Annotated in this window: 7 protein-coding genes; 3 read left to right on the top strand and 4 right to left on the bottom strand. The window is 64.6% G+C overall.

Annotated features, from left to right (window positions below; all coding sequences use genetic code 11):
• The coding region (locus VGQ94_10770) for a polysaccharide deacetylase family protein (GenBank protein ID HEV2022992.1) at positions 1-415 on the bottom strand (415 nt) is incomplete at its 3' end.
• A gap of 163 nt (positions 416-578) precedes the next feature.
• Here VGQ94_10770 and VGQ94_10765 point away from each other — a divergent pair.
• The 3 genes from VGQ94_10765 (at position 579) to panC (ending at position 3288) form a co-directional block, all read left to right on the top strand.
• Positions 579-1244 carry a deoxynucleoside kinase gene (locus tag VGQ94_10765; GenBank protein HEV2022991.1) on the top strand — a complete coding sequence of 222 codons (666 nt, stop codon included), beginning with the start codon at positions 579-581 and terminating at the stop codon, positions 1242-1244.
• A gap of 216 nt (positions 1245-1460) precedes the next feature.
• Positions 1461-2360 carry a 3-methyl-2-oxobutanoate hydroxymethyltransferase gene (gene panB / locus VGQ94_10760; GenBank protein HEV2022990.1) on the top strand — a complete coding sequence of 300 codons (900 nt, stop codon included), beginning with the start codon at positions 1461-1463 and terminating at the stop codon, positions 2358-2360.
• A gap of 79 nt (positions 2361-2439) precedes the next feature.
• Complete coding sequence (gene panC, locus VGQ94_10755; protein ID HEV2022989.1) at positions 2440-3288, top strand: pantoate--beta-alanine ligase; 849 nt, start codon at positions 2440-2442, stop codon at positions 3286-3288.
• A gap of 20 nt (positions 3289-3308) precedes the next feature.
• On the opposite strand, the gene VGQ94_10750 is transcribed toward panC, so the two are convergent.
• From VGQ94_10750 to VGQ94_10740, 3 genes are all read right to left on the bottom strand, one after another.
• Complete coding sequence (locus tag VGQ94_10750) at positions 3309-3914, bottom strand: DNA-3-methyladenine glycosylase (protein ID HEV2022988.1); 606 nt, start codon at positions 3912-3914, stop codon at positions 3309-3311.
• Between the two features lie 166 nt (positions 3915-4080).
• Positions 4081-5904, bottom strand: coding sequence for a DUF885 domain-containing protein (locus VGQ94_10745; GenBank protein HEV2022987.1), 1824 nt, complete (start codon positions 5902-5904; stop codon positions 4081-4083).
• 112 nt (positions 5905-6016) lie between these two features.
• Positions 6017-6492: PEGA domain-containing protein (locus VGQ94_10740; protein HEV2022986.1), on the bottom strand; the 476-nt coding region annotated here is incomplete at its 5' end.

Genomic DNA, 6492 nt, shown 5'->3' with positions numbered 1-6492 from the left:
GGAAGAGCTTGGAGTGCTCGCCCACCGCGTCCGCGAGCGCGCGCTCGCAGTCGTCGAGCTCCTGGGCGAGCCCCGATCTGGAGGCGAAAAACAGGTTGGAGTGCGTGTAGGTGTGGTTGCCGATGACGTGTCCCGCCTGGGCGACGGCGCGCGCGATCTCCGGTCGCTCGGCCACGAAGCGCCCAATCATGAAGAAGGTGGCCTTCACCCCGTGTTTGGCCAGCACATCGAGCAGCCGCAGGGTGTGCGGGTCGTTGGGACCGTCGTCGAAGGTGAGGGCAAGCTGGCGCGAGCCGGGGCCGGCGGCGACGAAGGTCCTGCCAAAGAGCTGCGAGCGCGGGCTGACCGCGCCGTAGGAGATGGCACCCGCGGCGCCTGCCAGCGCCACCGCCCCGCCAATCGCTGCTTCCAGCATCGCACCGATTGTAAAGAAGCCCTCAGCATTCAGCCATCCGCATTCGGTAAACAGCGGCCGGGCTGAGTAATGATGGCGGGTTGTTGAGTGCTGCACCGTTTACTCATCCCGCAATTGTGCGGGCGGCGATTGCGGGATATGCTGCCCTGAGTCGTCGAGGGTCATGGCCAACTTTTTCGAGCTGCCCCGTTACATCGCCATCGAAGGTCCGATCCGCGTGGGCAAGAGCACGCTGGCGGGGATCATCGCCGAGCGGCTGCACGCGCAGCGCGTGGGCGAGCCGGAAGACAATCCCTTCCTCGGCGCCTTCTACGAGGGCGAGCCCGGAGCCGCCTATCAGGCACAGTTCGCCTTTCTCATCCAGCGCTTCGAGCAGTTGAAGGCGCTCGAGGTGGGGCCCAACACCCGCAAGACCATCGTCGCCGATTACATCTTCGAAAAAGACAAGCTCTTCGCCTGCCTCAACCTCAACGACACCGAGCTGGTCATCTACAACCGCTACTACGAGCACTTCCGCGCGCAGCTGCCCACGCCCGACCTGGTCATCTATTTGCAAGCCACGCCCGAGGTGCTGAAGAAGCGGCTGAAGAAAAAGAATGCCCCCGACGAGCGTTCCATCAGCGACGACTACATCGAGGAAGTGGCCAAGGCCTACGACCACTTCTTCTTCCATTACTCCGCCTCGGACCTGCTGGTGGTGAACACCTCGGACATCGACTTCGTGGACCGCCACGAGGACTTGCAGGAGCTGCTCCGCCGCCTGACCGAGCCCATCAAAGGCACGCAGTACTTCCTGCCGCTGGGATCGTCAGAAGCCGCCAGCGCGTAATCCCTCTTAGGCGATTCTCTGTGCCGCCCCTCCGGGGCTTCCGCGTTTTCTGGGCACGGTTCCCAGGGCTCACGCCCTGGGCTAATCTATGCCGGCCCTGCGGGCCTGGGCTTCCGGTCTTGCAGCGCCGGACGGAGTCGCGCAGCAATCCTGTTAGGGGTAGAATGGGCCTTGTACAGGCGGTATCCGCCTAGGCGGAACTGCACTGGAGGAACCGTGAGCCTCACTTCCGAGAAGCCTCGGGGCGACTCTCGTCCCAAGGTCACAATCGAAACCATTCAAGAAAAGAAGCAGCGGCGGGAGCCCATCACCTGCCTGACCGCCTACGACTATGCCTCGGCGCGCCTGGTGGATGAGGCCGGCGTGGACACGATCCTGGTGGGCGACTCCCTCGCCATGGTGATGCTGGGCTACGAGAACACCCTGCCCGTCACCATGGAAGAGATGCTGCACCACACCCGCGCCGCGCGCCGCGGGGTGAAGCGCGCGCTGCTCATCGCCGACATGCCATACGCCTCCTTCCACATCTCGAAGAAGGAAGCGGTGCGCAACGCCGCCCGCTTCGTCAAGGAAGCCGGCGCGGAGGCGGTGAAGATCGAAGGCGGCACCAAGCGCGTGGCACTGGTCCAGCGGCTGCTCGACGCCGAGATTCCTGTGATGGGACACATCGGGCTGACGCCGCAATCCATCCACGCCATGGGCGGCTACAAGGTGCAGGGCAAGACCCTGGCGGCGGTGGAGCAACTGATGCGCGACGCGGTGGCGCTCGATCGCGCCGGCGTTTTCTCCATGGTGCTCGAAGGCATCCCGCGCGAGGTCGCGGCCATGATCACCGCCGAGGTCTCGGCGCCCACCATCGGCATCGGCGCGGGACCGGATTGCGACGGCCAGGTGCTGGTGCTGCACGACATCCTCAACCTGACGTTTGCGCCGCCGGCCAAGTTCGTCCGCCGCTATGCGGACGTGGCGGGCGCGATCTCGAAGGCGGCGCGCGACTTTAAGGATGACGTCGAGAGCGGACGCTACCCTGCGGAGGAGGAGTCCTACCACTTGCCTAAGGAGACGCAGTCGGCGCTGGAGCAGATCTCGGTGCGGAAGAGAGCGATGGCAAGGTAAAGGGACCGTGTGGACGCGGGCGACCTCGCCCGCATGACGCGGCCGGGTCGGCCGCATCCACACAACCAAGAGCCACCCGATGAAAATCCTCCACACCATCGCCGAGATGCGCGCTGCCTGCGCCGAGGCGCGCCGCGGCGGCAAGCGCCTGGGATTTGTCCCCACCATGGGCGCGTTGCATGAAGGACACCTCTCGCTGGTGCGCGCGGCGCGGGCAAGATGCGACGCCGTCGCCGTATCCATCTTCGTCAACCCCACGCAGTTCGGTCCCAGCGAGGACTTTTCCAAATACCCGCGCAGCTTTGGGCACGACAGCGAGATGCTGGAGGCCACGGGCGTGGACCTTCTCTTCGCGCCCAGCGTCGAGGAGATGTATCCGAAGGGCGCGGTTACCTTCGTCACCGTGGAAGGCTTGAGCGAGAAGCTCTGCGGGCGCTCGCGCCCGGGGCACTTCCGCGGCGTGACCACGGTGGTCAACAAGCTCTTCAACATCGTCCACCCCGATTTGGCGTTCTTCGGCCAGAAGGACGCGGCGCAGGCGGTCATCGTCCGCAAGATGGTGCGCGACCTGAACCTGCCGGTCGAGATCGCCGTCTGCCCCATCGTGCGCGAGGCGGACGGGCTGGCCATGAGCTCGCGCAACGCTTACCTCGACGCCGAGCAGCGGCTCTCGGCCACCGTGCTCCATCGCGCGCTGATGCAGGTGCAGTCGCTGGCAGAGAAGGGCGAACGCCGGGCGGCGACGCTCATTGACGCGGCACAGCGCGTCTTCCGCGAAGAACCCGCGGTGCGCGTGGACTACGTGGAGATCGTGGACAACGAAACGCTCGACCCGGTGGCGGAGGTCTCGCGCGGGGCGCTGGTGGCGGTGGCAGCGTTCGTGGGTTCGACAAGGCTCATCGACAACATCCTGCTGGCCGGACGATAGGTCTTCACCACGGAGAAAATCTAGCTAGAAACACATTCACTTCCCGCGAGGATGTAGCGCAGCTTTTCCGTGGTTGCCTTCCTGATGCCGATGCGCGGGGTGCGCCGGATGCGCCGTGGGCTGAAGCCGTCTTCGGCGATCCAGAGGCCGGAGCGCGGCGAGGTCAGGTCCTTATCATTGTCGCGGGCGCGGGTGATGCCCATCGCCTGGCAGAGGCGGCCGGGGCCGGTGGTCAGCTTCTTGCTTGCGGCTCTGCCATCGTCCGAGCGCAGGCCGCGCGCCCGCGCCATCTCTTCGAGACCCCCCAGTGGCTCGAGCGCCCGGATGAGGACGCATCCCGCCTCGCCCTTCGGCTGGCAGGAGACATTCAGGCAGAAGTGGTTCCCGTAGATGAAGTAGACGTAGGCGTGTCCGGGCGGGCCGAAGAGGACGCGGTTGCGCGCCGTTACTCCGGCGGCGGCGTGCGCTGCGGGATCGCCCTTGCCCAGGTAGGCCTCGACCTCGACGATGCGGCCTACGAGCACTTTCTTTCCCCGGTTCCGGATGAGGAGTTTGCCCAGCAGGTCGCGGGCGACGCGGCGCGGATTGCGGGAGAAGAAGGAGCGAGGGAGGGGGTAGAGAGGCACCTGCTCAGAATAGCTCAGCGCAACGCCATCAGCGTCCGTGCCCGGCTCGACGAAACGCAAGGTCCTTCGCCCGTCGTGGCGGGCTCAGGATGACAACTGTGAGCGCCACACAAGGGGATAGGGCTCCCTCGCCGCGCTCGGGATGTAGAAAACAAAACGCACAGGCTTACGGAGCCTTCTTCGCCGCGGGCTTCCCTGCCGGCTTCGCCGCCGCCTTCTTTTTGGCCGCGATCCAGTTGTCGACGTTGCGCTCGACGATATCCAGCGGCACGGCGCCCGAGCCCAGCACCACGTCGTGGAACTCGCGGATATCGAACTGGTCGCCCAGCTCCTTTTTGGCGCGGGCGCGCAGCTCCTTGAACTTGAGCTCGCCGATCTTGTAGGCCAAGGCCTGACCGGGCCACGCGATGTAGCGATCGATCTCGTTGACCACGTCCAGCTCCTGCTTGGGAGCGTTCTCCATGAAGTAGTCGATGGCCTTCTTCCGGTCCCACTTCATGGTGTGCATGCCGGTATCCACCACCAGGCGGACGGCGCGCCACATCTCGTAGGTGAGCTGGCCGAACTTGTCGTAGGGGTCCTTGTACAGGCCCATGTCTTCGCCCAGGGACTCGGCGTACAGGCCCCAGCCCTCGGCGAAGGCGGTGTAGCCGCCGTAGCGGCGGAAGTTGGGAATCTCGCCCAGCTCCTGCGCCAGCGCGATCTGCAGGTGGTGACCGGGGACGCTCTCATGCAGGGAGAGCGCCATCATCTCCCACTTGGGGCGCGCCTCCGGCTTGTAGAGGTTCACGTAGAAGGTGCCAGCGCGCGAGCCGTCGGCGGCGGGCTGCTTGTAGTAGGCGGTGGTGGTATCGGGCGCGACGGCGTCCGGGATGGGCTCCACGCCGTAGGTCGTGCGCGGCAAGGTCTTGAACTCCTTCACCAGCTTGGGATCGATGGTCTTGGCCAGGGCGCGGTAGGCCTCCAGCAGTTCGTCGCCCGTCTTGTAATAGAACTTGGGATCGGTGCGCAGGTAGGTGAAGAACTCCTGCCGCGAGCCCTTGAAGCCCACCTGGTCCATCACGCCCTGCATCTCGGCGCGAATGCGGGCCACCTCGCTCAGTCCCAGATCATGAATTTGCTGCGGCGTGAGGTTGGTGGTGGTGAAGCGGCGGGCGCGGGCGGCGTACATCTCCTGGCCCATGGGCATCTGCCATGCGCCCACCTGGTCGAAGCAGGCAGGGTAGTACTCCTCGGTGAAAAACTTCTTGAACCTCTGGAACGCAGGGACGATGCCCTCGGCGATGGCCTGCTTCGCCGCGGCGCGGAGGCGCTCCTGGTCGGCAGCGGGGATGGATTTGGGGAACTCGCGGAAGGGCTTGTAGAAGGGGCTCTCGGCCGGGTCGTTCACGATCTGCTTGTCGATCTGCGCTGGGATGCGCTGCATGATGATTTTCGGATGCACCATGCGGACTTTGATTCCCTCGCGCATCAGGTCCATGTTCTGGTCGAGGTAGGCGGGGAAGGCTTTGAGGCGCGCCAGCCAGTCGTCGTAGTCCTTAACCGTGTCAAAGCGCAGCAGGTCGGAGATCTCGTTGTCGGTCTGCGGCCCGCCGCGCTGGTTCAGCGGCACCAGGTACCACTGGTATTTGTGCTCGGCGGCGTCCCGCTCGTAGTCCTTCTGGAAGAGGTCGTAGTTGAGCTGGTCGGCCGCGGAGAGCTGCGCGCGGTCGATGTGCTTCAGCTGATCCAGCACCGCGAGACCGTGCTGGTGGCTGCGCTCGATGGCCGCCAGGCTCCTGTCGTCCCAGCGGTCGTTCCAGCGGCGGTCGCCGAGCTGAGAGGCCCAGGTGGGGTTCTCCTGCATGGTGTAGTCCCACTCGGCGGCGAAGAGCTTGTGCAGGGCTTGAGTTGCGGCGGTGGCGCTGTTTCCCGTCGCTGGCGCCGCGGCTTCTTTACTGGCGGCGAGCGCGGTGGCGCAGAGCCATGTGGTTAGAAGGAACAGGGTCATTGCCGCAAGTGGGTGTCGCATGGAGGCCTCCAAATGGATGGGAATCAGTGGGACAGGATACAACGACGGGCGGGAAGGGGAAACGTCAACGTGATGACTTACGAACGTTCCCTTAATTCTCCCTTTCTAGGACCGCTTTGACATTCAACTGTGAGCCAGTCTGCACGGTGAGTTCTCGATCCCAACCTTTGTAACCCTGCATAGCAACTCGAACCCTGTGCTTTCCGGCGTTCAGTCTGAGGATCGCTGGCGCGTTTCCCACGAAGGCCCCATCGGCGTACACATCAGCCCCGTCAGGTGCAGAAGTCACTGTTACCGTGCCTGTCTGCTGGGAATCACTCGGTGCGGCGCTTTTCTGTGAACCCTCCGAGGTATCTGGCGACTCACCGTCGGCGGGGGCCTGCGCCAGAAACTTCAGCGCATCTTCCATGGCCATGTGATGCGACTTCCGGTAAGTCCACCAACTCTCGTGGTGCGTGTAATAGACAGGCTTGGGCTGGTAAGCCTTATCACCTTGGGCTCGTTTGACGTCTGCCGCTCGGAAGATTGACAGATACACGCGCTCGCTTTCCAGCGGTTGAGCGACTC

This window comes from Terriglobales bacterium (assembly GCA_035937135.1).
Classification (GTDB): Bacteria; Acidobacteriota; Terriglobia; order Terriglobales; family Acidobacteriaceae; genus DASYVL01.
The sequence above is the reverse complement of the archived record's forward strand: the minus strand, read 5'-3'. Positions and strand labels throughout refer to the sequence as shown.

Excerpts from the sequence above, each read along its gene's own strand:
- VGQ94_10765 (HEV2022991.1), top strand. The coding sequence starts at position 579 with ATGGCCAACTTTTTCGAGCTGCCCCGTTACATCGCCATCGAAGGTCCG.
- panC (HEV2022989.1), top strand. The coding sequence starts at position 2,440 with ATGAAAATCCTCCACACCATCGCCGAGATGCGCGCTGCCTGCGCCGAG.
- VGQ94_10745 (HEV2022987.1), bottom strand. The coding sequence starts at position 5,904 with ATGACCCTGTTCCTTCTAACCACATGGCTCTGCGCCACCGCGCTCGCC.